General features: G+C 42.5%; 25 protein-coding genes and 2 pseudogenes. 15 read left to right on the top strand and 12 right to left on the bottom strand.

Going from position 1 to position 25,415, the window contains the following annotated elements:
• Nucleotides 1–146: 146 nt before the first annotated feature.
• Nucleotides 147–485, bottom strand: coding sequence for a hypothetical protein (locus V7K36_RS29605; RefSeq protein WP_334826753.1), 339 nt, complete (start codon nt 483–485; stop codon nt 147–149).
• A 74-nt stretch (nt 486–559) separates the two neighbouring features.
• Between V7K36_RS29605 and V7K36_RS29600 the strand changes: the two genes are divergently transcribed.
• The gene (locus V7K36_RS29600) at nt 560–772 is read left to right on the top strand and encodes a hypothetical protein (RefSeq protein WP_335121216.1); all 213 of its coding nucleotides are present in this window, start codon (nt 560–562) and stop codon (nt 770–772) included.
• Here V7K36_RS29600 and V7K36_RS29595 read toward each other — a convergent pair.
• A complete protein-coding gene (locus tag V7K36_RS29595; RefSeq protein WP_335121215.1) occupies nt 759–3,284 on the bottom strand; it encodes a cyclic nucleotide-binding domain-containing protein in 2,526 nt (841 codons plus the stop codon). The genes V7K36_RS29600 and V7K36_RS29595 overlap by 14 nt on opposite strands.
• 906 nt (nt 3,285–4,190) lie before the next feature.
• On the opposite strand from V7K36_RS29595, the gene V7K36_RS29590 reads away from it, so the two are divergent.
• The 7 genes and pseudogenes from V7K36_RS29590 to V7K36_RS29560 all read left to right on the top strand — a co-directional run bounded on the left by V7K36_RS29590 (nt 4,191) and on the right by V7K36_RS29560 (nt 9,715).
• On the top strand, nt 4,191–4,481 hold the full coding sequence (locus V7K36_RS29590; RefSeq protein ID WP_442948528.1) for a type II toxin-antitoxin system Phd/YefM family antitoxin: 291 nt from the start codon (nt 4,191–4,193) through the stop codon (nt 4,479–4,481).
• Nucleotides 4,478–4,729, top strand: coding sequence for a type II toxin-antitoxin system RelE/ParE family toxin (locus V7K36_RS29585; RefSeq protein WP_335121214.1), 252 nt, complete (start codon nt 4,478–4,480; stop codon nt 4,727–4,729). The genes V7K36_RS29590 and V7K36_RS29585 overlap by 4 nt, the downstream gene beginning before the upstream one ends.
• 86 nt (nt 4,730–4,815) lie before the next feature.
• A complete protein-coding gene (locus tag V7K36_RS29580; RefSeq protein ID WP_335121213.1) occupies nt 4,816–5,451 on the top strand; it encodes a transaldolase family protein in 636 nt (211 codons plus the stop codon).
• 151 nt (nt 5,452–5,602) lie between these two features.
• Nucleotides 5,603–6,241: a Uma2 family endonuclease gene (locus tag V7K36_RS29575; RefSeq protein ID WP_335121212.1), complete on the top strand. Its 639-nt coding sequence runs from the start codon at nt 5,603–5,605 to the stop codon at nt 6,239–6,241.
• Between the two features lie 37 nt (nt 6,242–6,278).
• Nucleotides 6,279–6,615, top strand: a pseudogene (locus V7K36_RS29570) (XisI protein).
• 164 nt (nt 6,616–6,779) lie between these two features.
• Nucleotides 6,780–7,991, top strand: coding sequence for a chromate efflux transporter (chrA, locus tag V7K36_RS29565; RefSeq protein WP_335121211.1), 1,212 nt, complete (start codon nt 6,780–6,782; stop codon nt 7,989–7,991).
• Between the two features lie 509 nt (nt 7,992–8,500).
• A complete protein-coding gene (locus V7K36_RS29560; protein ID WP_335121210.1) occupies nt 8,501–9,715 on the top strand; it encodes a glutathione S-transferase family protein in 1,215 nt (404 codons plus the stop codon).
• A gap of 182 nt (nt 9,716–9,897) precedes the next feature.
• On the opposite strand, the gene V7K36_RS34340 is transcribed toward V7K36_RS29560, so the two are convergent.
• From V7K36_RS34340 to V7K36_RS29540, 4 genes are all read right to left on the bottom strand, one after another.
• On the bottom strand, nt 9,898–10,170 hold the full coding sequence (locus V7K36_RS34340) for a DUF3011 domain-containing protein (RefSeq protein WP_442948530.1): 273 nt from the start codon (nt 10,168–10,170) through the stop codon (nt 9,898–9,900).
• A 306-nt stretch (nt 10,171–10,476) separates the two neighbouring features.
• A complete protein-coding gene (locus V7K36_RS29550; protein WP_335121208.1) occupies nt 10,477–10,773 on the bottom strand; it encodes a hypothetical protein in 297 nt (98 codons plus the stop codon).
• 1,044 nt (nt 10,774–11,817) lie between these two features.
• On the bottom strand, nt 11,818–12,141 hold the full coding sequence (locus V7K36_RS29545; protein ID WP_300420998.1) for a hypothetical protein: 324 nt from the start codon (nt 12,139–12,141) through the stop codon (nt 11,818–11,820).
• A gap of 338 nt (nt 12,142–12,479) precedes the next feature.
• A complete protein-coding gene (locus V7K36_RS29540) occupies nt 12,480–12,659 on the bottom strand; it encodes a high light inducible protein (RefSeq protein WP_334943517.1) in 180 nt (59 codons plus the stop codon).
• Nucleotides 12,660–12,941: 282 nt separating this feature from the next.
• Here V7K36_RS29540 and V7K36_RS29535 point away from each other — a divergent pair, with 282 nt between their 5' ends.
• Nucleotides 12,942–14,624 carry a DUF262 domain-containing protein gene (locus V7K36_RS29535; protein ID WP_335121207.1) on the top strand — a complete coding sequence of 561 codons (1,683 nt, stop codon included), beginning with the start codon at nt 12,942–12,944 and terminating at the stop codon, nt 14,622–14,624.
• A gap of 160 nt (nt 14,625–14,784) precedes the next feature.
• Here V7K36_RS29535 and V7K36_RS29530 read toward each other — a convergent pair whose 3' ends face one another.
• The 3 genes from V7K36_RS29530 to aroA all read right to left on the bottom strand — a co-directional run bounded on the left by V7K36_RS29530 (nt 14,785) and on the right by aroA (nt 19,127).
• Entirely contained in the window at nt 14,785–16,374 is a 1,590-nt protein-coding gene (locus tag V7K36_RS29530) for an alkaline phosphatase D family protein (protein WP_335121206.1), read from the bottom strand.
• 361 nt (nt 16,375–16,735) lie between these two features.
• Nucleotides 16,736–17,302: a PEP-CTERM sorting domain-containing protein gene (locus V7K36_RS29525; protein WP_335121205.1), complete on the bottom strand. Its 567-nt coding sequence runs from the start codon at nt 17,300–17,302 to the stop codon at nt 16,736–16,738.
• Nucleotides 17,303–17,846: 544 nt separating this feature from the next.
• Complete coding sequence (aroA, locus tag V7K36_RS29520; protein ID WP_335121204.1) at nt 17,847–19,127, bottom strand: 3-phosphoshikimate 1-carboxyvinyltransferase; 1,281 nt, start codon at nt 19,125–19,127, stop codon at nt 17,847–17,849.
• Between the two features lie 675 nt (nt 19,128–19,802).
• Between aroA and V7K36_RS29515 the strand changes: the two genes are divergently transcribed.
• The 3 genes from V7K36_RS29515 to V7K36_RS29505 all read left to right on the top strand — a co-directional run bounded on the left by V7K36_RS29515 (nt 19,803) and on the right by V7K36_RS29505 (nt 22,731).
• Nucleotides 19,803–20,765, top strand: a complete 963-nt coding sequence (locus V7K36_RS29515) for a hydrogenase small subunit (protein WP_335121203.1) — start codon at nt 19,803–19,805, stop codon at nt 20,763–20,765.
• A 157-nt stretch (nt 20,766–20,922) separates the two neighbouring features.
• The gene (locus tag V7K36_RS29510; RefSeq protein WP_335121202.1) at nt 20,923–22,518 is read left to right on the top strand and encodes a nickel-dependent hydrogenase large subunit; all 1,596 of its coding nucleotides are present in this window, start codon (nt 20,923–20,925) and stop codon (nt 22,516–22,518) included.
• 87 nt (nt 22,519–22,605) lie between these two features.
• The gene (locus V7K36_RS29505) at nt 22,606–22,731 is read left to right on the top strand and encodes a hypothetical protein (RefSeq protein WP_335121201.1); all 126 of its coding nucleotides are present in this window, start codon (nt 22,606–22,608) and stop codon (nt 22,729–22,731) included.
• A gap of 456 nt (nt 22,732–23,187) precedes the next feature.
• Here V7K36_RS29505 and V7K36_RS29500 read toward each other — a convergent pair whose 3' ends face one another.
• Both V7K36_RS29500 and V7K36_RS29495 read right to left on the bottom strand, forming a co-directional pair.
• A complete protein-coding gene (locus V7K36_RS29500) occupies nt 23,188–23,628 on the bottom strand; it encodes an MAG6450 family protein (RefSeq protein WP_335121200.1) in 441 nt (146 codons plus the stop codon).
• Nucleotides 23,628–24,086, bottom strand: a complete 459-nt coding sequence (locus V7K36_RS29495) for a Panacea domain-containing protein (RefSeq protein ID WP_335121199.1) — start codon at nt 24,084–24,086, stop codon at nt 23,628–23,630. Before V7K36_RS29495 ends, V7K36_RS29500 begins: the two co-directional genes overlap by 1 nt.
• 66 nt (nt 24,087–24,152) lie before the next feature.
• On the opposite strand from V7K36_RS29495, the gene V7K36_RS29490 reads away from it, so the two are divergent.
• Nucleotides 24,153–24,296, top strand: a complete 144-nt coding sequence (locus V7K36_RS29490) for a hypothetical protein (protein WP_335121198.1) — start codon at nt 24,153–24,155, stop codon at nt 24,294–24,296.
• Between the two features lie 192 nt (nt 24,297–24,488).
• Here V7K36_RS29490 and tnpA read toward each other — a convergent pair.
• Nucleotides 24,489–24,767 (bottom strand): annotated as a pseudogene (gene tnpA, locus V7K36_RS29485) (IS200/IS605 family transposase); the annotation flags it as partial.
• 48 nt (nt 24,768–24,815) lie between these two features.
• Between tnpA and V7K36_RS29480 the strand changes: the two are divergent.
• Together V7K36_RS29480 and V7K36_RS29475 are read left to right on the top strand one after the other, a co-directional pair.
• Nucleotides 24,816–25,028, top strand: a complete 213-nt coding sequence (locus V7K36_RS29480; RefSeq protein WP_335121197.1) for a type II toxin-antitoxin system Phd/YefM family antitoxin — start codon at nt 24,816–24,818, stop codon at nt 25,026–25,028.
• Nucleotides 25,029–25,098: 70 nt separating this feature from the next.
• The gene (locus tag V7K36_RS29475; protein ID WP_335121196.1) at nt 25,099–25,332 is read left to right on the top strand and encodes a hypothetical protein; all 234 of its coding nucleotides are present in this window, start codon (nt 25,099–25,101) and stop codon (nt 25,330–25,332) included.
• Nucleotides 25,333–25,415 lie beyond the last annotated feature (83 nt).

Below are 25,415 nucleotides of genomic sequence, written 5' to 3'. Positions count from 1 at the left end.
TAGCCCGTCGTAGACATCGCTTTGTAATTTGGTGTAGATGCTTAGGCATGGTTGAGGCCAATTCGTAATCAGCCTCGAATACTCGCTAACACTGCGCTAACGTAATCAGCTACGTGCCAGCGAGTTAAGCTGATCAACTCGCTACATTAGAGTTCAATTAACTTGAAGCCCCAAGGTTTGAGAGCCGCTAGAGCTATTTCTGGATCTACACCTTCATAAGCCTCCCATTCCAAGGGATGCTCTTTAGGATGTCCGTCGCCGACATTACCTGCAACTTTGATTATCGGACAATTGGCGATGCGATCGCGCTCCAGCCCTTTTGGAATTGCTAACTCGATTTTATGACCGACAAACTTCGCTGTACTTTCATCAGCGACAGATTCACGGATTAAACAAATATCACCAGCAGTCCCCCAAGTCGTTTGGTAGATGTGCAGGAACGATATATAGGTTGCTGGTTTGATCGATCTTTTTAGAACGTGCATTATCTGTAATCCTTACACTATGAGCAAAAAATCATAAATCATATGAGTATTTTGTATCACGTTCGTAGGGAAGAATGTTTTTAAATCACATTTTGCAACTAGCCCAGGCGATTTATAAATTCCTCGTTCCTAGTCAGAGACTAGGAATGCCTAAAATGAGGCTCTGCCTCCCACAAAAGCGGCAGAGCCGCAATAAGGTGCATTTCCAGGTAGAACCTGGAAACGAGATAAAAGGAGATAAACGAGATAAGGAGCGATCGCTAGATGTGAAGCTCAAAACACGATAATTGCCCACATACTAACTCCCAAAGCGATCGCTGCTAGGTGTTGCGGCATGAGCGATCGCACTGGTTGTTTTGCAATCTTTTGCGTTAATAACATAGTCAGCAACACGGAGAAAATTATGGTTGCACCTTGCAAAAAGGCAATCACAGCCGGGTGAGCAACCAATATTGGCAGTTGTTCACCACTCAGACCAAAAGTAGCAAAAGTTACGGGTAAAATCCGCCCACCTTCGCCTAAGCCCAAGCGCAGATAGTGAGCCAAGTTTCCCCCCAACACCAATGGTAGGTAGCCATAGGCAAGTTCTACAAATGAGCGAGACTTACGGTTAAAGTTGAACACTTGGAGCAAGCCATAAGCCGCAAAGGTAAATATCGCTGGGATAATTAACACTAGCAGCGATAATCCGAAGTGCTGCCAAAACTGAGTTAAATCTAGTTGAAAGCCCAACCAAGATAGCAACTCTGGCAAGCGATGCAAATATATCCCACCCAACAGCAAAAACAATAATGCTACTTCATAGTTGCGGGGTACATGAGTTGTCCACAGTTCAATTCCAGGGGGACGCAAGTTGAACTCAACGGAACGATGGGGACAGGCTTTGAGGCAAGTCATGCACAGTACGCAATCTCTGTTATCTTCTAACTGCGCTGGATGCGAGTATAAAGGACATCCATTGGTTTCCATCCCTTCGCCCTTTTGCGGTCCACCTTTATAGCACTGATACGTGGTGCAACTGGCAGAACAAATACCTTGCTGTGCCCGGAGTTCCGTCATTGAGAGTTTGGCAAACAAACCATTCATCCCGCCGATAGGGCAGAGATAGCGACACCAAAACCGTCGCTCAAAAATGGCAGAGAAAATCATCGCCCCGGCGGTAATTAACAGCAGCAAACAAGCGCTGAGGTAAGCAGTATTTTCTAAATGCCAGAGTTCTTCCCATAAGAAAATTAGGGAGAACAAACCAAACATGAACCATCCGCCCCATTTTTCAGCTTCTTCTCTCGGCCAGCGCTTGAGTTTTCGCGGCCACAGCCAGAGAGATAACTTTTGGGTAATTTCCCCGTAAATCATGAAGGGACAAACAGAACACCACACACGTCCCAAAAAGGGAAAAAGAAATAGGAAGAAAGTCCACCACCAAGCCCAAAAGAAATTTAATACGAAATTGCGATCGCGGGTTTGAGGACCAATAAATAACACTGCAACAATGATGGCAAAAGCCGTTGCAGTAAAACCATAATTAATGCGATCGGGCCACCAGGGACTACGTAAAAACCGCCGTAAAGGAGGATAGGCATTTAACAGATTCACCCGAAATCGTTTTTTCTTAGTTTCGGCTGGCCAGAAAATTTCTTCTGTTAATTCATTGGCGCCCTCCGCTTGCACGATCGCCCTTTCTACCAGATTTTTCAATTCTTTGAGGTTGCCAGGAAAATCATAGGACTGGAGGCGACGTAAAGCTTCTGGGGTGATGTGCGGTTTGGGAACGCCTCTAGCCCGGATGTAGAGACTAGTATAATATTCAACCTGTGCCTGAATATCGGTTTTCCGCACTCGTAGCGGTGGTACTTTAATAATGTGACCAACAGAGCGTTCAATTGTCGGCTGAGTTTTTTCTGAAACAATCAGAATTCTGGCTTTACTGGGGCGAGCTTGGGGTGCTGGTTCTCCAGAACGAGCCACGGGGGTATATGTGCCAGTTTTGAGCAACTGCGTCACGGGCGGTAATAATTCTTCGGGCAATTCTTGGATGTTGTTGAGAACTAGAGTACCTTCCCCCAACCATTCCAACAGCCCTGATTTACCGCCAGCGCGACCAAATAAGTCTGCACCGCTCGTTTGGAGAATACCACAATTTACTTTAATAATTGGTTCTCGCCGTTTTGGAGAACCAAAGTGGATTAGGGCTGCTATATTGTCTTTTTCTAACCCTGGTTCTCCAAAAATATCCACAGATTTACGGTCAGCAGCTGCTTCTCGAATTTGCTCCCGCAGCCGCACAGCATAGCGACTTGTACCGATAATTCCGCGTTGCGCTTTGGTGACTAAATATGGTCGCAAGGCGAGGGAACGTTCTTGTTCGTAGCCAAGTGCAGATGTCACCTGAGCTAATTCTTGAACCAATTGGCGGGAAAAAGCCTGAGCAATTTCAGGGTATTGGCTGACTAATTCACGAAATTTAGCAACAGGCACAACCCACAAGTGACATTCTGTTACCGTAGTAATTGTGAATGGAGTTAATTCATCCAACAGCAATTCTTGAAGTTGAATCACTGCTCCGGGGAGGAATCCACAAGCTAAGGCTGGGTTGGTTTCATTGGTGCTATTGCTTTCGAGTTGACCTTCTACAAGAATATAAAGGGCTTCTGGAGGAGTGCCTTCGCTAACTAAGTCAGTTTCGGGTGGCACAACTTGTTCTTCAATTACTTGAGCGATCGCATTTAACACTTCAGGCGAGAGAATTCCTAAAGTCGTCCGTTCTTGTAGCCATGTAACCGTTTTTGGAGATATCATCTTAAGTTCTCCGTGTAGGCTGCTGTATAACAAGAATTATCCCTGAAAGGGTATGTCAAACGATTTTGGATTTTAAATTTTGGATTTTGGTGAAGTAGCGCGGTCTTCTCCCTTGACGCTAACCTCTGCCAATGTGAGAAACTACGGTGTACATACAAGTCTTTCTGAACGCAATTTACGGTTAAGTCTCATGGCTCCTCAGATACCTCACTCTGATTTTACTACGTAAAACCTGTCCCTCTCCTTATTAAGGAGAGGGATTAAAGATAGGGCAGGGTGAGGTTTTAGAGGATTTTTGGGTAATCTGATAACTTGTGTGTACACCGTAGCTTTGGGAGAAGGGGAGACGCTTTAGCGCAGTGTAAAGCCTTCTCTACGAGAGGCTGCGCCAACGGCATGGCTTCTCTACGAGACGCTATGCGAACGCTTAGAGGGAGTAATCGAGCGTCCGTAGGAGCGTCACCCGGAGGGATTGAACCCGACTACAAGCGACGGGGCATGAACCGAAATAATCTAAAATCCGAAATTGGTACGGTCAAAAGATTTGTGTTCAGTTGTTGTGCATTAATATACAATCTGCAATCTTTGTTCTTGCTATTAAGGAACGTGGATTAAATAAAATGCAAAACTTCATCCTGTCTCACGATCCCTCTCCTTTATAAGGAGAGGGATTGAGGGTGAGGTAAGCCAGGGACATAAATGTTATTTAATTCTTATTCCTAAGCTAAAAATCTTTGCATTACACTCGTATTAAGCCTAAATTAAATTTGATGCAAATTTAGTGAACTTTACTAAATTTTGTGCATAGGAGGTTTGATGTTGAATATCAGTAAAGGTATTACAGCTATTTTCAGGTAAATAGACCACGCGGTAGGGGCACAGCAATGCTGTGCCCTGACGACAGATGTGGTTCAAATACTTGAATTCTGCTGTAATTCCCTCTCAAACTTTAAGCGGAACACCACAGAATTTATGGAGCAGCTACGGGAGACTGGACAGGCGATAGTGCTGACCGTTAACGGTAAAGCCGAACTTGTTGTGCAGGATGTAGAGTCGTACCAGAAACTCCTAGAGCTTGTTGAAAGGCTTGAGACGATTGAGGCGGTTAAGATGGCACTCGAAGAGATGAAAGCAGGAAAAGGCGAGCCTGCTCATGAGGTATTTCAGGAGATAATCAAATCGCTGGATGAGGAATGAAGTACCGAGTTATTATTCTTCCAGTGGCAAAGGCTGATATCAACGCAGCAGCAAAGTGGATTCGTCAGAACGACTCACAACAGAAGGCAAAAGTGTGGGTAAATGAAATCAATGACGCTGTTGCATCCCTTAATACCTTCACGGCGAGATGTGCCTTGGCTGCTATTGATGATGCCTTTGAAGAAGAAATACGGCAACTCCTTTATAGAAAGGGAAAGGAAGTATACCGCATTGTTTTTACCATTTAAGATGAAACCGTTGTAGTGCTTCGTGTGCTTCATAGCGCACGAGATATGAATGCAGAGTTATAGCAAGACTATTAAGGGGACGAATTATGGCAATTTATCTAGACTCAGCGATCGCATCTGAAGCCGAAGTTGTTAAGCTTTGGGGATGGGTGAAAGGCATTACAACAAATCCCACGCTGTTGTCTCAAAGCGATACCCCACCAGAAATCACGCTCAAAAAATTGGTAGCCTTGACGAATGGCCCGTTATACTATCAAATCGTGGCATCTGATAAAGCTGGGATGCTAGCTGAAGGTAGAAAAGCTTTCAAGATTATTGGTTCACAAACAATTTTGAAGATTCCCGCAACACCGATAGGTTTTGAAGTGGTGGCGAGTCTATCCTCAGAAATTACCTGTTCGGTGACAGCGATTTACAGTGCAGCACAGGCAGCAGTAGCACGGGAAGCAGGTGCTAAAATTGCTATAGCTTATGTAAATCGCGCTACGCGGTTGTTAGGTGACGGTATTGCGTTAGTGCGGGATATGGCTAGCGTCCTCAAAGGCAGTGATACTGAAATCTTGGCAGCTAGTATCAAATCTCCCGAAGAAGCAGCCGCGTCGTTGCAAGCCGGGGCGGATCATTTGACTCTACCACTGGCAATGTTGCAGGCGATCGCTACTCATGAATTATCACAAAAAACTGTTGAAGAATTCGCTAAAGAAGGCATTGGCTTAAGATAATTCGTAATTCGTAATTCGTAATTAAATATGAGTTTGTCAGATATCCCTAATCTCTGGGTTCCTCTAGCGCTTTTAGGTTTAATTATTGTCGCTGCTGTATTTTTCAGCCGCAGCAGTTGATATTTAAGTATTACAGTGAAGGTTCAGTTGTATGTTCGCTGTTGTCACACCCGATACAATCCATTTGCCTCCAGGCGCGGTAATACGCCTACCCGGAAGTTGGCAAGATTATCAAGCACTGAATGAACAACTAGGCGATCGCTCCTCTCCTCGTATTAAGTATCGAGATGGAGAAATTCTCTTGATGGCACCGCTACCAGAACATGGACGTAAAGTAAGTGTAATTGCAGATGTAGTCAAAGTTTTGCTCGACCATCTGGGACGAGAATACGAGGCATTTACCCCAATCACAATGGAATTGCCACAGGAAAGTGGTATTGAACCAGACTACTGTTTTTATATTGATAACTGGGAGGCAATCACAGGTAAAAACCTCATCAATTGGGGCGTTGATCCATCACCCGATTTAGTGGTGGAGATAGACATCACCAGCTACACCGATGTGAATGACTACCTGCCTTATCGAGTACCAGAAGTTTGGTTGTTCAGGAAGAACCAGCTTGTGATTTACAGATTGCAAGGCGATCGCTACACTATTGAAAACAGTAGCCGTTATTTCCCTAACATCAATGTCTCAGAAGTAGTCACAGAGTGTTTAAAAATTGCCTACGAACGTAATACTAGCGCTGCTATTCGAGAATTACGGCGGAAATTGGCGAGTGAGAATTAAATATTTTGCGATTGCGATCGCTGCAATCTGAGGACAAGTGGAAAGAATAGAACAGTACCGCCAATGTATCCGCCAAATATTAACGTCTCACACTACTTTTGAGAGTAGCAATTCAGAGATTGAGTCGCAACTTGTGTTTGATACAGAACATGACCACTACCAGCTTTTAGAAGTTGGCTGGCAGGGACTTAAGCGAGTTTACAACTGTATCATCCATTTGGACATTTAAAGATGGGAAAATTTGGATTCAGCGCAATATGACTGATGTAGATATTGCGCGGGAATTAGTAGAAATTGGTGTGCTAAAGGAGGATATTATTCTAGGTTTACATCCACCGTATAACCGCCCGTATACGGGGTATGGAGTAGCTTAAAGAAAAGTGAAACCATAGCATATCAAGGATCACAGCGCTGACAATCTTTATCAACGGCGACCACTTAGTACGATAAAGTACAGAGATTTTGGTTGTCGCTAATTCCCTTCGCCACGGGGATTATTAATTTTGAATTTTGAATTTTGAATTTGGAGCAAAGCGACGTGACTAACTCAGCACCAAGTCGTTTGGGAGAACTCGCCAACCTGTTTTTTCAACTCGGTGTCATCGGCTTTGGGGGCCCGGTTGCTCATATTGCCATGATTGAAGATGAAGTAGTTAAGCAGCGTCAGTGGTTGACAAGGGAGGATTTTTTAGATTTGCTAGGCGCAACTAACCTAATTCCTGGCCCAAATTCCACAGAAATGGCTATCCATATAGGATACATCTATGCAGGATGGCTGGGGCTGATTGTGTCAGGCGTTTGTTTTATCTTACCTGCGGTTCTAATTACTGGTGGGTTTGCTTGGATTTATGTTACCTATGGTTCTCTACCTCAAGTCGCTCCCTTACTTTATGGCATTAAACCGGCTGTTTTAGCAATCATCATTAATGCCCTCTGGGGCTTGGCAAAAAAGGCTGTGAAAACTCGCCAATTACTAGTGATTGCTTTGGCTATGGTATTACTGATATTATTATTCAAATTAAATGAAGTAATTGCCCTATTAATTGGGGGATTGCTGGGTATGCTTTGGTTACATTCTGGCGATAAAAACGACAAACCAGAAGATAAAGCCAACTTTCTGATTGCTAGTCTCGGCACAGGTGCGACTTTAAAGGCATCGGCGGCTGTTGCGGCATCGGTAGCTACTGCATCTACTGTAAGCAACGTTTCTTTATGGCAGTTGGGCTGGTTTTTTCTCAAAGTCGGTAGTATCTTGTTTGGCAGTGGCTACCTTTTGGTGGCTTTTCTCCAAGGAGGATTAGTTGAAAAATACGGCTGGCTGACACAACAACAGTTATTAGATGCGATCGCAATTGGTCAATTTACTCCAGGCCCAGTACTTTCCACTGCTACATTTATTGGTTATATCATTGCCGGTATACCTGGCGCAATTGTTGCCACAATCGGAATTTTTCTATCTTCTTTTATTTTCGTTGCTGCCCTGAATCCCCTAATCCCACGCTTACGGGCTTCTTCTTGGACTAGAGCCTTTTTGGATGCTGTGAATGTTAGTGCTGTAGCGCTAATGGTTATTACTACTCTGCAACTAGGGGCAGCGACTTTAACATTACCACAAGCCCCATTTGTAGATTTTCTCGGTTTTGCGATCGCGATCGTATCAGCCATTTTAGCCATTCGCTTCCACCTCAATGCTGGATGGCTAGTCTTTGGTAGCGCTTTAATTGGATGGGGTGCTTCACTCTTGGGCTAGACTCGATAAAATTGCAAGTATTGTATATTCTAGCATTTATAGAGATTTTTCTGATTTTGCCGACTTAAACAAGTCAAAAAATAGATATATTAAATCTTGCTTCTAAACTATTTTTATGCAATAATTACCATCAACTCCGGTAAATAAATTAAATTACCGTATTTTGCAAATAAAGTTCAATAATTAAGCTTTTTATCTGTTTGAAAACTATAAATATGGTAATAAACATACCAGTCTATAGCTTGAGTGCTGCTATCTATAAAAAGATTGCTACTTTACTTTAATGAAAAAGCACAAAACTAAAATTAGTTACTCTGAAATCGTGGCTAAAATTTAAACTCTTAATTCCAAATTCGAGCAGTTCAAAATCTTTGAGTTGAAAACTATTTAATTATTTTTGAACTTTCAGCTTTTAAACTATAGGTATCTGTAATAGTAAAAAGGTTTTTATCTTAATATACTCTCGAACATTACCAACCTATAAAAGTTAACTTAAATTAAGGTGAAATATGTCAATTCAAGACACAGTAACTAATTGGGAACAACTGTTAGAAATTGCCCAAAAAAATACCCCTGCTAGACGGGTGCGTAGACCAGGGCAATCCCCTTCTACCGCTCCCATCCCTAGTAGTCTTCATAAACTGCCACCAGATACAGAACCGCCAGTACTGCTCTACCGTGATACTAACTCTTGGTGTCCATTTTGCGAACGGGTTTGGTTTGCTCTCGAAGAAAAAGAAATTCCCTTTGCGACAGAGTTTATCGACTTGACTAATAAACCTAAATGGTATACAGATTTAGTTCCCACAGCTCTTGTCCCGGCTGCCAAAATTGAGGGAAAGTTAGTCTATGAATCCAAAAACATTCTGTTAGCATTAGAAGAACAATTTGGGCCTACCTTGCTCCCTGAAGATCCAGAGGAAAACGCCGTTGCTAGACAGTGGCTTGAGGATGCTGAAATCAATGGTGTATATATCGCCTACAAATTCCTCATACAAGCCCCTGAAGATCCTCATGAATTAGCAAGCTTACAGGCAGCTTTTGAAGCCAAATTAGACGAGTTGGAGCAACTTCTCGGAAAGTATCCTGGTCCTTACTTTTTGTCAACATTTAGCATCGTAGATATTACCTATAGCCCCCATTTAGACAGATTGGCAGCTAACTTACCCGTTTATCGAGGATATCACCTCAAGGGAAATCCCCGGTATCCTCGCATCAACGCTTGGTTTGAAGCACTCAAACAGCGTCCCGCCTATCACCGTGTCAAATCGGATGAAACCACCAACAATTTACTCATGCGTCGCCGATGGGGCTTGACACCAATCGGCAATCCCTTACCCCCAGACCCAGCAATTAGCCAGGAAATCCAATTTCGGGCAGAAGCGGCTGAGAGGTTGACTGACAACCGAGAAGTTGCTTTAGGAGACATCCTGAAAAACTCCGGGGTGCAAGCATTGGCGGTTAATGACGACACAACAGCTGTTAAAGAAGCGGTTGATTTTCACCTCAGACTGCTGGCTGACTATCTGATTAATGCTAATGGCGGAGCATTACCGTGGGGGCGCGTGGGTGGCAAAGACAATGCTGATCCGATTGTGTCTGCGATTGGAGCCATCACACTCGCCTATGTCAGAAATCGGATCTGTGCGCCACGGGATATGAGCGCTGGTGCAGCAACTGCATTCCGGGCAGCAGCAGATAAGGTGTTGGCATCTATTTATTAGCGATCGCTAGTGACAGGTTAAGATTCTATTTCGCATGGTGGTAGTGTGGACAATTTTTAACTACCACCTGTTTTTCTCACCAATTTATCTTGGGGTAGATATAGCATGGCTGACACCAAGAGCAACAGCCGCGATTCGCCCGTTAGACCGTTTGGATACGGCGACCCCAAATACCCAATTTCCTATCTGTCATATCTGTCATATCTGTCGTTTCTGCGATCGCCAACTAAGAACTCAGCTCGGCAACCATTTTTCACCCAAATACGATTATTCCTATAGCCCCAATTTCCTCTACAACTGGCATCAGACAATTGCCTAACAAGCCTCACTCTGCCTCTAGTAGATATTGAACAAGTATTCCTTTGATTATTCTGGCTTGAACAAGTGATTACCTCCTGAGCTGAAGCGGGAGCTGCAACGCCCAAAACTGTACCTATACTAACGCTGGCAACCATGAAGGTGGCAGCAACTATGGGAAGACGCATTACCATATTCAATGTTAGACTTATTCAAAAATTTCAAAACGAAAACTATAGTAATTGTAGTGAACTGCATTAAGAGCCAATTTTCAAATCAATTAAATGCAAAGAAATTTGCATTCTTAACAGCAGTTCAACGAACCTTTCACTACCTTGAACTTTAGTTCAAGTCTGTCTCTCTCCGAGTCGGATAGGGACGTTTTTGCCTAGTAAAACCTCTTAGAGGTCTTTTAATTTAGCTAATTAGGCAAAGACTATATGAGCCGTCGAATTCACGTTTTCTTAGTGACGAAAGCGAGCTTGACGTTCATGCAATTCACGAATATGTCGTTCACGGGCTTGACGTTCACGCAATTCACGAACGTGTCGTTCACGAGCTTGACGTTCACGCAATTCACGAATATGTCGTTCACGAACTTGACGTTCGTGTTGGACTCTACCATTATTAAAAGCTACAGTATTGCGATTCAAATAATCATGCTCAGATTTAAATTCAGCAGCATTAGCATTTTGGGAAAAAGCAGCAATTGAAGCAGCTGCTAATAAGCCTCCAAGAATAAGAGATTTAAAGCGGTTCATATATCCTCTATCTGCCTTGCATTACTTGATTTGTATACTCTCAATCTAATCGGAATAATCAGGTACACGCCTGTGACAAAAGTCATGTTTAAATCGTTACTTTTGTCACAAATAAGTAAGTCGGCACGATAAAACATCTGTATGTTTAGTTTTGTAAAAACTGTGGAATTAGTCATTTATAAGCTGTTCGCTGAGGTTACATTTCATCACATAGGTTGATTTTTTAACGCCGACTTACTTACTAGGATTTATATTTGATTTTTGAAATCGTGTAATGGTAGAAACCTTACCTGATATGGGTTATACTCTCAGGGCAGCCTAATAAAACTCAAGTCGGATTCCTATATTAAAAACCATCGCCAAGCGGTGATGTGATAGAGCATTGGTCTACACATCTAATTCTTCTGTTACACTTCTTTAGGAATACGTATAATGGTGTTTTAATTACTAAGCTAATAAATATTTTAGGTAAATGTAATGTGCCTAAAACTACCAATTAACCCGCGCTGACCGTTTCAATCCTAATAGGGATTTTAGGTAATTGCGATGAAAGTGAAATAAAAATTTTAGTTACATAAAGTTGTTTCAATCCCTAATAGGGATTTTATGTAATTACGATTTGATGATTGCGATCGCTCTCTTTCTACCCATTGTTTCAATCCCTAATAGGGATTTTAGGTAATTGCGATCGCTGGCTTCTGAAAACCCTGCCTTATTTGATTTTCAAGGTTTGGTTGCGCGAATGCAGAAATCATAACATCAGGAGTCGTGATTTGGCTAGAGGTAAATGGCTGAAAACTAGTCCTAATAAGGTGCGCGGATGGTTTACAAATGCTAAAGCTCTCAAGTTCTTGCATATAGTGCAATTCAGCTATTTTTCTAGTCATCCCTTCCCCAAGACCTACCCATCCGCGCATTCAGCAAAAAAAAACTAATCTGATTGGAAAGCTGCTATAGATATCCTACTCGACTAGGTTAGCTGACTTCAGGAGGATGCTTGGGTTGGGCTACACCTACGCAATACCAGCACCTCCATCACCAACTTTATTTGGGAACGTCTTCAAAGTCTGTTATCGCACAAGCAAATTCTCTAAAAGCTGTTTTAATCAGAACCTCTTTTGTTCCCCTTTCCAGCGAAGAATTGCGTATGAGGTCTGTTAATTCTATGAACAACAGCGAAAACATAAAACGATCTTGGCGGTCAACTTGTTTCAAGCAAGACAATATAAACTGATAAAGCTCTGTTTTTCTAGGTTTGGTTTGTTCATCCCATATTTGCAACCCAAGCCGCAAGGTTCTCAAGCGGATTTCATTACTATTGAAGGACGCGTCTTTGTAGCGGACTGATACGCGTTGGGGTATTTCCATGAGTTTTAGCTATACATATTCAATGTAAAGTAATTATTCACTTATATTTCGGCTCAACCGGAAAAATCTGATATTTTGCACCAATTCCATTAACCGCCATAGGTTAGAAACGAATGACTTGTGTGGAATATAGACAATAAGGTATACCCGTTATGTGTGTCAACTTGAGCAATGACGAATGGAATTCGCTCAGTTTACGGCCACACTAACAGAAGCTCACCCTCTGTTAGCTAAGAGGAACAAGGGGCTTAAGCCCCTTGTTAGAAACCTGCAAAGGCAGGTAAAGTCTCCTGTAGACGCGGTTTCTAACCGCCTATTTCATGTTAACTATCATCAATTTAGAGGATGCCCCAGAAATGGAGTAAGCCTTGACCAGAAAAAGCTTCAATCAAAATTGCAGATAGAAAACCAATCATTGCAAGACGACCGTTCCAATTTTCACTCTGAGGAGTGAAGCCAAAACGCACAGCATTAGGATCTTCTGAAATAATAGGCGCAGGATTCTTAAAACCTGACATAAGTAAAACTCCAAAGTTTAAGTGTTGTAGCAGTTACAACCGTCTGTAAAGTAATGTAACAGATGTTTAAAAAAATGCAACGAGTACTAATAGTTCTGCTTGCAGGTTGAGGTTGAAAACATGGTGCGATCGCAAAAAGCCATTTTGTGGCATTCCCTTGTCGTCAAATAGCGATAACACTACTCCTGATATCAGTGTGGCGATCGCAGTAATCAGTGAGTTAAACTGCGTTTAATTAGGGAAATTTGCATCAGATTATACTCAGGGAGTACTTGAAATTTTATGCCAGTAGCCATTCACGCCACAGAGAAAGCACTATTCAAGGTTTTTAGTAACGACTTCGCGTTTTCCATACCGGCTTATCAGCGTCCCTATGCATGGACAAAAGACCAAGCAAGTGAGTTGTTAACTGATTTATTGTCTTTTTTAGGGGATGGTTCAGAAGCTGTAACTGATGCCAACCCTTATTTTTTGGGGAGTATAGTTCTGATTAAAGGTGATAAACGTGAGGCTGATGTAGTTGATGGACAGCAACGACTGACGACTCTCACAATTCTTCTATCTGTTCTACGAAGTTTGGTAAATACAAATAGCGCATCACAAATTACAGAATTCATTTATCAAAAAGGTAATAAACTTGTAGGTGTACCTGACGATCACTATCGCCTCAAAGTACAAGAAAGAAATGAAGATTTCTTCCGTTGCTATATACAAAATGAGAAAGGATTAGATGAACTCTTCAAACTTGATACTTCACAATTGACAGATAGTCAAAAAAATATTCAAGGAAATGTAACCTATTTCTTTAAAGAACTAAGTCAACTCTCTGAACAGCAGCGAGAGCGCTTTGTTCATTATTTAATGACCTGCTGTTTCTTAGTAGTTGTTTCCACACCTGATCTTGACTCAGCTTATCGTATATTTTCTATTCTAAATGCGCGTGGTTTAAACCTAACACTCAGTGATTTCCTTAAATCAGAGGTTATTGGAGCAATTCCTCAATCTCAACAAGAGAAATACACAAAAATCTGGGAATCTGAAGAAGAAGATTTAGGTCGAGAGAGGTTTCAAGAACTATTTGCCCATATCCGCATGATTGAGCGTAAGGCTAAACCGCGTAAGACAACTCTCAAGGAATTTCGCGAAGATATATTGCCTAAGATAGAGCCACAGAAATTTATTGAGGAAGTATTAAAGCCTTATTCTGATGCTTTAGAAATTATCAATACGGCAAATTACCGAAGCGATAAAGATGCAGAAACGATTAATTCTTTGCTTCGATGGTTGAATCAAATAGACAACTTTGATTGGATTCCCCCAGCAATTCTCTATTTTTCTATAAATAGCCATAATCCTGGTAAATTAAACCAGTTTTTCACTGATCTTGAGCGATTAGCAGCAGGCTTATTCATTTTGCGGGCAGATATTAACGACCGGATCGGACGGTATGCAAAACTTCTTGCTGCTATTGAAAAAAATGTCGATCTATACGCACTTGAGTCACCCTTACAGCTAACTCCTCAAGAAATTAATCGAATCATTAAAACGCTTGATGGAGATTTATATCTTATTAAGCGAATTAGGCAATATGTTCTCCTGCGCCTTGACTCTACGCTTTCCCAAGGTGAAGCGAGGTACGACTATTCAGTTATTACAGTTGAACACGTACTTCCTCAGAACCCAAGTGTTGGCAGTACCTGGCTTCAGTGGTTTCCGAATGAAGAAGAACGCATCCAGTATGTGCATCGCATAGGTAACTTGGCGTTACTTTCTCGAAACAAGAATGCCGAGGCTCAAAACTACGATTTTGACAAAAAGAAAGAAAAGTATTTTGTTGGCAAAAAAGGGATTTCTCCTTTTGTTCTGACAACCCAAGTTTTACAAAAATCTGAATGGACTCCAGCAGTTATTGAGCAGCGACAAGAAGATTCTTTGCAAAGCCTGAGAAAAATATGGCGGCTGTAAGTGTGATCGCTAATCTTGTCGATTGGGTTGACGCTAGAAAGCATCGACTTGCAAAAGTCAATTTTCTGAAAATGAAAACACAGATGGACACAGATAAATCATTAGTATTTATCTGTATCCATCTGTGTTTGTCTGGTTTCAATACCTGGGAATTAAACGATTAGACTTGCTGTATTCCGGGACGACCATCTTCAACCACAAATGAAGCCCGCTTACTAATCGTGCCAAATGGAGTTGTGACGTTTGATAAAACTAGATAATCTGTCTTGCAGCTTGTGGGAGTCAGCGCACAGCGAACATATCCCCGTTGACCGTTGAAGAACTTAATGTGGGGGTTATCGGGTAAGTAAGCTTCAACATTTGGGGTGGTATCTGCCCCATCTCCACCGGAGGTTATTGAGGTACAGACAAATTCACTCCCAACTGTAGTAGATTCTGGGTTATTAAAGTCAGCCTTTAAATTCATTGCCCAGTTGGAATGGATATCGCCTGATAAAACTACTGGATTAGATGGTTTGCGCTGTTCTAAGAAATGCATCAGTCGATCGCGGGAAGCCACATAACCATCCCACTTATCCATGCTGTAGGTTCCGCCTTTCCCTGGTTTCATGTCTATCTGAGCAACTACAACTTGCTGGGCCAAAACGTTCCACTTAGCCTGTGAGCTATTTAGACCATCATATAGCCAATTTTCCTGACGCTTGCCAGTAATTGTTGCATTCGGATCTAAATTTTGTGGGCAACGTTCTTTGGTACCATCACCACAGGGCTGATCGGTGCGATATTGGCGAGTATCTAAGACATGGAAGGTGGCTAAGTTACCAAAGGAGAGCCGCCGAAAAAGTTGCATATCGGGGCCAACGGGACGCGAGAAGGGGCGCAGTGGCATGTGTTCGTAGTAAGCTTGATAGGCAGCAGCCCGCTGTTTTAAGAAGATTGCCCGATTCTGATCTGGTTCAGTATCAATTTCTGAGATGTCGTTGGCGTAGTTGTTTTCCACCTCATGGTCATCCCAGGTAACAATCCAGGGAAACGCTGCATGAGCTGCTTGCAGATTGGTATCAGTTTTATAGAGGGCGTGACGGTTGCGATAATCTTCCAAAGTCACAATTTCTGCACTGTTATGCTGTCTGGGGCGATTATTTGAGATTCCTCCTTCATAGATGTAGTCGCCAACATGGACTACCAAGTCGAGGTCGTCTTGGGCAATATATTTGTAAGCAGTATAGTACCCCTGCTCATAGTGCTGACAGGAGACAAGGGCAAAGTTTAATTTATTTAAGTAGCCACCTGCTAGCGGAGCTGTACGAGTGCGACCAATGGGGCTAGCGTCTTGGCCGACAAGAAACCGATACCAGTACCAAGTATCAGATTGCAGTCCCTCTACCACAACCCGAACTGAGTGAGCTAGTTGTGGAGTTGCCAGTACCGTACCTTTGGAGACAATGCGCCTCATGTCGGGATCAGCTGCTACTTCCCAGCGAATTGGCACATTAGCAGATGGCATTCCACCTCCGTTTAAGGGTTCGGGAGCTAGACGAGTCCAAATCACTACGCTGGTGGGATAAGGATCACCCGACGCTACACCCAAAGTGAAAGGATAATTGGAAAATCTGCTTTTAGCGATCGCTGTTTGATGAGAAAATTGGTTAGCGATCGCTAACCCAGACAATGCTCCTGCCCCGACAATTAAGTTGCGTCGTTTGATTCGATTATGCAGGAACTGCTCAAAATTCCGGTAATCTACCATTCTCTACTCCTGACTAACAGGTAAGTTAAACCACAGCAACAGCTAACACAAAGAAGCCAGGGTAATCGTAGGCATACTTCGTAATTAATTCCCTTAGCAAAATCAGGTTTTAATTCCCAATTTTTATCTTAGTATCAATGTGTTATAGGACTAGTATTTGATTTCTGAAAAGATACGTAGGGTGTGTTAGCGACAGCGTAACGCACCATCATCAACGGTTTGGTGCGTTACGAATTGCGTTCTAACACACCCTACAATACCTAATTTTGTTCAAAAATCAAATATGATTCCTATAGATGTTATATTGCTACGTAAAAGCCTACTAATAAGAGATTAATCCTTGGCAAAGAAAGCGTTAATATCAACTTAACCAAGGTGAGGCTTTAACCTTTTTCATTGATGCTCCTTTTATTTTCATCATCCAGCCAAGGCTACAAGCAAAGAGAGCGCCAACTAAAGGTGTAGGTTCAGGTACTTGTGTATACGAAACTCTACCTGATATAAGTTCAGCATTTGGAGAGGTTCTAGAGAAAATTGTAAAATCTTTACCGATGATTTCGTAACTGATAGAACTGGAAGGATTAGCTTTATCGTTGAACTGATAATCTAATGCCAAAGATGTTTGTCTCGTTAAGGATGTGCTTGGAAAGACAACAGGAAAGTCTGGGTAGTTGGCATCATCTTGTTCTGTGTAAATGGTAGAATCACCGTCAAGTTTTAAAGAGAGTGACTTAATAGGAGCTTCGGGATTATAGTCATTACTAAAAGTTGAGTCATCAAAGCTAAAAAAGCCATTTCCCTTAGTTACGGGGCTATCGACTGTGAAAGCGTAATTAATAATTGCAGCAGATGCAGATTTTGCATCTACAGTAGCAAAACCTAAAGTCAAAGTAGCAGCAGCAAGCACTAATTTTGGAACTAATTTCATCTCAGCTTTCCTCACGATAAACTTTTCTAAGCAATCCACACTGCAAAGTATAGAAATAGTTAGTTTCTAACTTACTTATTTCCAAAATTGGTATTCATCACTAATGAAAACAGTGATTTTTCCTTTTTTAAGATAAAGAGAGAAGTCTCCAAGTCATTGGAGTCACTATATTTTAGAATGATCAGTTTAAGCAAACTTTAATTAGAGGTAAAAATAAAATCTAAATTAAATTTGCTAATGAAAGACTTAGGAACGTGGATAGGACTTACGCAAAACTTCATCCTGTCTCTAGCTTCCCTCTCCTTTATAAGGAGAGGGATTGAGGGTGAGGTAAGCCAGGGGCATAAATTGTATGTTATTTAATTCTTATTCCTTAGCTGATAACTAAGATATTTATATTAAAAGTTTTGGAGTGATTATTATGCACACAGTTTCAGGAGTTTCAGCCCTATCTTTAAAGGTTGCTAGCGCTGATCCGAAAGGTAAAAAGAGTTGGTGCGTTAGCCTCCGGCATAACACACCCTACGATAATACTGCTAATCTCCTATTGTTCTAACATTTGGAAGAATCGGGTAAAATAATCTGGAAAAGTTTTCGCTGTACAACCAGGATCTTTAATTACAATTCCTGGAACCTTCAAGCCAGTGACAGCAAAAGCCATCGCCATTCGATGATCGTGATAGGTTTCAATCGCCGCCGGGGTAATGGGGCTAGGTTCAATATAAAGTCCATCTGCAAATTCTTCAACTTTGACTCCCAGGCGACGCAACTCGGTAACAACGGCGCGAATGCGTTCGGTTTCTTTATATCGAATATGTTCCACGTTGCGAATGGTAATCGGTGAACTGGCAAAAGGCGCGATCGCTGCTAATGTTTGCACCAAATCTGATATATCATTCATATCAATGTCGATGCCTTGCAATTGCTTTGGCCCCGTCACTTCAGTGTAATCATCCGAATCCTTAATTTCGCAACCCATCTGTTCTAAAACATTCAGCCACAGAATATCACCCTGACAGGATTGTTTAGTCAAATGTTTGACGCGCACCCGTCCACCCGTGACGGCGGCGGCGGCAAAAAAGTAAGAAGCATTTGACGCATCAGGTTCTATTGTGTAATGTCGAGCTTGATAAGGTTGACCAGCTTTAATCTGAAATTGGTTCTCGCCGATTTCAATCACCTCCACGCCAAAATCCGTCATTAGGCGACAGGTCATTTTGATGTAAGACTGAGAAACCAGTGTACCCTCAACCTCAAAAATCGTATCCTTTTGAGCATAAGGCGCAATCATCAGCAATGCCGAAAGTTGCTGACTTGTTTGGTTGGCTTTCAGGCGAAAATTTCCGCCAGCGAATTGCCGACTATAGAGGGTGTAGGGCATAAACCCGGAATTTCCCTCAAAGTTAACAGTTGCTCCACCAATTTGCAGCACCGTCAACAAGTCGCCCATCGGTCGTTCTCGCATCCGAGTCACGCCATCTAGCCGATATTCGCCGTTACCCAGTGCCACTAGCGCCGAAATAAACCGTGCTGTAGTACCTGATAAACCCACAAATAAATCTGCCCGTTTAGCTGGAATGTCGCCTCCCCTTCCTGTAACCTGAATCTGAGCCAAATCAGGATTCAAAGTAATGGGAATGCCTAATTGCTCTACGCATTTGGCAAAATACTCGCTGTCTTCACTAAATAAGGCATTTTCTAAAATGGAGTCACCTTGCGCCAAAGCTGCGACAAGCAACGCCCGATTGGTAAGACTTTTAGAACCGGGAATTTCTACCGTGGCATCTACTGGCCGATTTAAAGCAGGTATTGCAATGGTATCCACGTTAAACCTCTACGTAGGCGATCAGCTACAACTTTATATATTGCCATATCGTAAGCAAAAGGGGCAGGGGAGGCAGGGGAAGAAGAATTATTGATTATTGACCAATGCTCAATCTGACTAATTTAGCGGAGATGATATAGGAATCCGGTTTGATTTATGAAAAGATATGTAGGGTGTGTTAGCGACAGCGTAACGCACCAAACCCTTGATAATGGTGCGTTACGAACTTCGTTCTAACACACCCTACAATACCTAATTTTGTTCAAAAATCAAGTAGGAGTCCTATATTACACATATAGAACTTATATTTGATTTCAGATTGCTATATAACAGACATAACCCTTTAACTTAATCTGACTTTTCACGGGATCTGGAAAACCTCACTTCTATTTCTCTCTCCTAGAAGGAGAGAGACTTTGAATTTTCCCCCTTCCCGATGCGGGAAGGGGGTTAGGGGGTTAGGTTTAACGCAAGCTTTTCCACATGACGTGAAAAGTAAGTAACTTAATCTTGATGGGATTTCAGTTATTGTTAATGATTAATTCTTCTTTAATGAAAGTGAATTAAACAAAAAAATATCTTACAATTGAAAAATAAATATTGATAAACAGGTGAAACTTTACAAGCATAATCACCTACATCATGCCTGGGAAACAATAGAAAAACGCATAGCCGATGATTAACGTACTATGGCTACAGGGTGGTGCTTGTTCAGGCAACACCATGTCATTTCTCAACGCTGAAGAACCGACTGTCTGCGATTTGATTGCCGATTTTGGTATCAATTTACTTTGGCATCCTTCCTTGGGATTGGAACTAGGTAACAACTTACAAACACTGCTACGAAATTGCATTTCTGGCACAATTCCCCTAGATATCTTGGTATTTGAAGGCAGTGTTGTCAACGCCCCCAACGGCACCGGCGAATGGAATCGTTTTGCCGATCGCGCCATGAAAGATTGGTTAGCAGACCTGGCCCAAGTTGCTAAATTTATCGTAGCGGTGGGAGATTGTGCCACATGGGGAGGAATTCCCGCTATGTCACCCAACCCCAGCGAATCAGAAGGTTTGCAATTTCTCAAACGTCAAGAAGGCGGCTTTTTAGGGAAAGATTTCGTATCGCAAGCCGGATTACCTGTAATTAATATACCTGGATGTCCCGCCCATCCCGACTGGATTACACAGATATTAGTTGCGATCGCTACTGGACGCATAGCAGACATTGCTTTCGATGAACTAAATCGTCCCCAAACTTTCTTCAACACCTATACCCAAACAGGTTGTACCCGCAACGTCCACTTTGCCTACAAAGCCTCAACCGCCGAATTTGGTCAGCGTAAAGGCTGCCTATTTTATGACTTGGGTTGTCGCGGCCCTATGACTCATTCCTCCTGCAACCGCATCTTATGGAATCGCGTCTCTTCCAAAACCCGCGCTGGGATGCCTTGTTTAGGTTGCACCGAACCAGAATTTCCCTTTTTTGACCTCAAACCTGGAACTGTATTTAAAACCCAAACAGTCATGGGAGTTCCCAAAGAATTACCGCCAGGAGTGAACAAAAAAGACTACGCCTTACTCACAATGGTCGCCAAAGAGGCAGCACCACCTTGGGCAGAAGAAGACTTTTTTACAGTTTAGTCATTGGTCATTAGTCATTAGTCATTAAATTTTGTAGGGTGTGTTATCGCGTAGCGTAACGCACCACCTCAAATTTTAGGTGCGTTAGGACTAAAGTCCATAACGCACCCTACAAAACTACAAAACTTTAATGCTTATAAAAAATTAGGAGAAGAGAATGGGAATTCAATCATTAGATATATCGCCAGTTGGTAGAGTTGAAGGCGATTTAGATGTCCGAGTTGATATTGAGAACGGGCGGGTAGTCAACGCTTGGACACATGCCGAACTTTTCCGAGGATTTGAAGTAATCTTGCGCGGTAAAGATCCCCAAGCCGGATTAATTGTCACGCCTCGTATTTGCGGTATTTGCGGCGGTTCTCATCTAACTTGTGCATCTTGGGCATTAGATACAGCTTGGGAAACAGAAGTTCCTCGTAATGCAATTTTGGCCAGAAATTTAGGTCAAATTGTTGAAACAATCCAAAGTATACCCCGTTATTTTTATGGTTTGTTTGCCATTGATTTAACTAATAAGAAATACCGTAATAGTCGCTTTTATGACGAAGCTGTGAGACGCTTTGCCGCCTTCACAGGCAAATCTTACGAACTAGGCATCACAATTTCCGCGAAACCTGTAGAAATTTATGCACTACTGGGCGGACAATGGCCCCACAGCAGTTATATGGTGCCTGGTGGCGTGATGTGCGCCCCAACCCTTACAGACATTACCCGCGCTTGGGCAATTCTCGAATACTTCCGCACCAATTGGTTAGAACCAGTGTGGTTAGGTTGTTCTTTAGAACGTTACGAACAAATCGAGACTTATGACGACTTCAGAGACTGGTTAGATGAAGACCGAAATCATCGAGATTCTGACTTAGGTTTTTATTGGCGCATGGGTTTAGACATCGGTTTAGATAGATATGGCGCTGGTGTTGGTAAATATGTCACTTGGGGATATTTAGCCCATGAAGATAAATACCAAAAGCCGACTATTGAAGGACGAAATGCGGCGATGATCATGAAAAGTGGAGTGTATGACAGCTTCACACACACTCACACCTTAATGGATCAGTCATTTACCCGCGAGAATACAACTCACTCCTGGTACGATGAAGGGACAGCAGACATTCACCCTAGCGATCGCACCACTAAACCGACCGCAATCAATACAAAAGACTTTGATAACGCCTACTCTTGGTCGAGTGCAGTCCTTCACAAAGACTTCGGACGTTTGGAAACTGGACCCTTAGCCCGTCAGTTAGTTGCGGGTGGTAAACATGGCGAATCTTGGCAACACTACGACGGCTTGATCCTTGATGTCTTCAAAAAGATGGGTGGTGCTAGTATTCATGTGCGTCAGTTAGCACGACTTCACGAACTTGTCAAGTTATATCGGCAAGCCGAACACTGTTTGCGCGAATTCAAATTAAACGACCCCTGGTATATCAAACCCAAAGAAAAAGATGGTCGCGGTTGGGGTGCAACGGAAGCAGCGCGAGGTTCCTTATCTCACTGGGTAGAAGTGGAGGGCGGTAAGATTAAGAATTACCAGGTGATTGCCCCAGGTACTTGGAATATTGGCCCTCGTGACGGTGAAGGTATCCGCGGCCCAATTGAAGAAGCTTTAATTGGGACACCCATTTACGATTCTAGCGACCCGGTGGAAGTTGGTCATGTGGCGCGATCGTTTGATTCATGTTTAGTGTGTACAGTTCACGCCCATGATGCTAAGACTGGTGAAGAGTTGGCGCGTTTTCGGACAGCTTAATTCTCAAATATTCAGATTGTCTAGCACAATGCATATTGAGTTACACTGGCTCTACAAGTGGTTGCAATTTTGCTAGACATACTTTGTATGGCTGAAATTATTGAGATACCTGTTGAGTTGACTCATTTTCAACTTCCTGAAGCTGTCCAAGAGCGTCTGCAATTTCTGCTAGATCGCCAAGATACAGGCGAAGTGATTACCCAAGCAGAATGACGAGAAGCAGAAGGGCTGGTTGAGTTGGCAGAGTTTTTATCTCTGCTGCACTTGCGCTCGCAGCGTGTGATGTAGCAGGGATAAATGGTAACGATTTCAGTTACTTTACCCCTTATGCGATCGCTCTCACCAAGAGCATCTTTATTGATTGGATATCTAGGTGTCCAATAAAGTAGGTAAAGCCTTGAGCGATCGCTCCTACCCAAGAGCATCTATTTTTGCAGTGCTTGAAAAATACTTATTTTGAATTGAGAACTGGAGGGCGATCGCCCTGTTCAGGATTATGAAAATTTTTTCTTTCCTTAGTAATTTTGGTGCTGCTTTTGGGAGTTCTAAGTAGAGAGCTAAAATCCCTATATCCAATAGATGCTTTTAGAGGTGCGATTATTATATTGGCTAACACACCGCGTAGTCTCACGGTTTCGAGTCTTCAGCCTGTGGATGATGCGGCGAAAGTCACTCTGGGCAAACACTATGGTCACGGTCAAACCAAACAATATAGTAAATAGAATCTATCCTAAAGCCGAAGATACGTTTCTTTTGGCAAACACGCATTTCTGAAATAGTAGCATCATCACTGACGCTGGTTGGAACAGTTGGATGCTGTTTGATGACTTTAAATCCACAACCGACTGATTCACTTTTAGCTCTAGACCCCTGAGATTTTATTTGGAGCCAAGTATGCCTTTCAATTTTTTGTAGCGCTCGGATTAAATCGTCTATTTCGTCTGCTTCCCAATTTGACAAACACCATCGATTTTGATCTGCGTGTGTGAACCTAAAGCTTGGATTTAGATGATCGGTTGTTTCTCCTTGTGTTGCTTTGGCTGTAGCTTCTTCAGAGATTTTCTTGGATTTCTTTTCAATCTTTTGTTTTGGTAGACGCTTTTTGGGCATCAATCTTCAACTAGGTATTTCTCGTAGTAAGATTTCATTGTCTCATGAGAAATAACTTCTTGGGACTTTTCACCAGGGTCTAAGCCTTTACGAGCTTGTACCCAAGGATGTTCGTCGTGAGTTAATTTTTCAAGTTGCCTAGCACCTAACTCACCGTAGGCATTCCAAACTTCTTCTAGTACTTCAATCTCGTCTTCAGAAAAATCTAGGTCATATGTCTCTGGTTCAGGGATAGCAGTATGTTTATAATCCCTATAACTATTCCAGACATCGTATACTACAGGGCCATGAGGCCATGCTTGAATTTGTTCAGGAAACAGAGGCAGGTCTTGCAATACTAAACTCCAAGCTTGAGCATAATACACAAGCTTTTGAAGCTTTAATGCTGATATTGTGTCACCAGCTTCTCTGTCAATCCGACAAATAAAGTATTTGGCAACATCAAGGGCGCTTGGCATACTGTTTACTGCTTAAAGTAGTACAACTGTTCCGACACTTCTATTCTCGCATAATTAGCTTGTCAAGTGAGATGCTTAGGCAAAAACTTTAATGAAAGCAAAGCGATCGCCCTGTTCGGGATTGTGAAAAATTTTTCTTTCCTTAGTGATTTTAGCGCTGCTTTTGGGCTTTCACTCATAGGTATTGCGATCGCCTCACTCGACCATTGAAAAGCGGAGAAAAACTGCGCTTCGACTTGAAAAAAGTGTCACGTTCATTCTTAGGTTTGCAGTTAACGAGCGTGCCATTCGGTTATAAGCAAGTATAATTTAGATGCGTTTGCCCTGGAGTTTGTCCTCCTTAAAGCCAAGGAAAAACTAATGAGACACTTTACTAAAAAAATGGGTAAAAGCCCCGTCCTTCTAGGACGGCTTTAATTGATTCTGTATATATTTTTTTAGCACTTCTAGGGGTGCGCCTCCCACAGAGGATGCAAAATAGCTAGGACTCCATAAAGCCTCTTTCCCCAGTGGCTTTTTAAATCCCTCCTGCCCATATCGACGGCTCGAAACACCCTTAAGTGCATTCACTATTTCAGAGATAGACAACTTGGGAGGATATTCAATTAATACGTGGATGTCATCCACCTCCCGATTGAATTCCTGTACTTTGAAATTCATTTTTTCAGCGACTTCACTAAATAAACCCCGCCCTTAAGGGCGAGGTCTTTATAGACTTAGTTTAATCTTATGGAAACCGTAAATATTGATCAAGCTAAAACGAATCTCTCAAAGCTGTTATCACGCGTAGAACTTGGAGAAGAAATCATTATTTCCAACCGAGGCATTCCGATCGCCAAGTTAGTTCCGTTTCGCTCCTCATCAAATCGACTCAATAGTTTAGGGCAGGATCAAGGGCGTTTTGTTGTGCCGAATGACTTCAATACTCCTTTGCCAGAATAAATTTTGGCAACATTTGAGGGCGGTGAGAAGTAAAACTCCTGCTAGATACCGAGTGCTTCCTATTTTGGCGATGCCTACGGCCAGCTACGCATTTGCTATTTCGGAGTTCGCATTTGCTATTTCGGCGATCGCATTTGCTATTTCGGTAATGCCTACAGCTGGCTACGCCTACGCATTTGCTATTTCGCCGACTACATTTGCTACTTCGGTGATCGCATTTGCTATTTCGGTGATGCCTACAGCTGGCTACGCCTACGCATTTGCTACTTCGGCGATCGCTCCATCAACTCTTTTAACCTGGTAAAAATGTCGCAATAAACTTTTTAACCGCTTTGGGTTCTTGCATCAATTGCTCATTGCTTCATGCCCAATTCCCAATGCCCAATG

Source organism: Nostoc sp., from assembly GCF_036919555.1.
Lineage (GTDB): Bacteria > Cyanobacteriota > Cyanobacteriia > Cyanobacteriales > Nostocaceae > Nostoc.
The sequence above is the reverse complement of the archived record's forward strand: the minus strand, read 5'-3'. Positions and strand labels throughout refer to the sequence as shown.